This is a genomic window from Streptomyces glaucescens (genome assembly GCF_002154375.1).
Taxonomy (GTDB): Bacteria; Actinomycetota; Actinomycetes; order Streptomycetales; family Streptomycetaceae; genus Streptomyces; species Streptomyces glaucescens.
On the sequence record NZ_MUND01001033.1, the window covers coordinates 1 to 783 of the forward strand.

At 67.4% G+C, this 783-nt stretch carries 2 protein-coding genes; both read right to left on the reverse strand.

The genetic code is table 11. The features are described from left to right. The coding region (locus CCN42_RS40360; protein ID WP_158102210.1) for a family 43 glycosylhydrolase at positions 1 to 345 on the reverse strand (345 nt) is incomplete at its 3' end. Continuing rightward, positions 327 to 783 (reverse strand): arabinan endo-1,5-alpha-L-arabinosidase (locus tag CCN42_RS40365; protein WP_143662246.1); only part of this gene is annotated, 457 nt, incomplete at its 5' end. The genes CCN42_RS40360 and CCN42_RS40365, both read right to left, overlap by 19 nt.

A 783-nucleotide genomic window follows, 5' to 3' on the forward strand; every position in this document is an offset into this window, starting at 1 on the left:
GTCGGTGACGTTCTGCCCGGCGGTGTAGTACAGGTACCAGCGGCCGTTCACGTGGTGCAGCTCCGGCGCCCAGATGTTGCAGCACCGGGAGGCGGCGTCGCCCTTCCACACCTGGACGCTCGGCGCGGTGGCGAGCCCGGCCAGGGTGGCCGACCTGCGGACGGTGATGACGTCGGTCCAGCTGGTGCTGATCAGGTAGTAGTTGCCGTCGTGGTACGAGATCCAGGGGTCGGCGCCCTTGACCGGCTTCACGGGGTTGGCGAACGAGGCGGCGCCGGCGGGGGTCTGTCCCAGGGCGAGGACGCAGACCAGCGCGGCCAGCAGGGTCAGTAGGCGACGGGCCATCCGCTGCTCCAGTTCAGGAGGTTGACGCCGAGCTTGGGGGTGCCGTTGTCGTTGCCGTCGTAGTAGTGGTAGACGATCAGGTCCCCGTCGACGTCGTTCATGATCGACTGGCCGCCGGGGCCGATGACGCTGCCGTGTGATTCGAGGACGGGCGTCCCGCCGTTGTTCATCATCGAGACGCCGTTCCTGTCGCGGTACGGCCCGGTGACGCTGGTGGCCCGGCCGACCTTGACCTTGTACGTGGAGCTGGTGCCGGAGCAGCAGGTGTCGTACGAGGCGAAGAGGTAGTAGTAGCCGTTCCGCTTGACGATGTACGGCGCCTCGACGGCCTTCGTCCCGGTGGGCCGGGAGGCGAGGGAGTAGCGGGTGGTGTTGGTGGAGAGCTGCTTCCCGGTGCCGGGATTGATCTGGATCATCTTGATCCCGGTCCACCAGCTG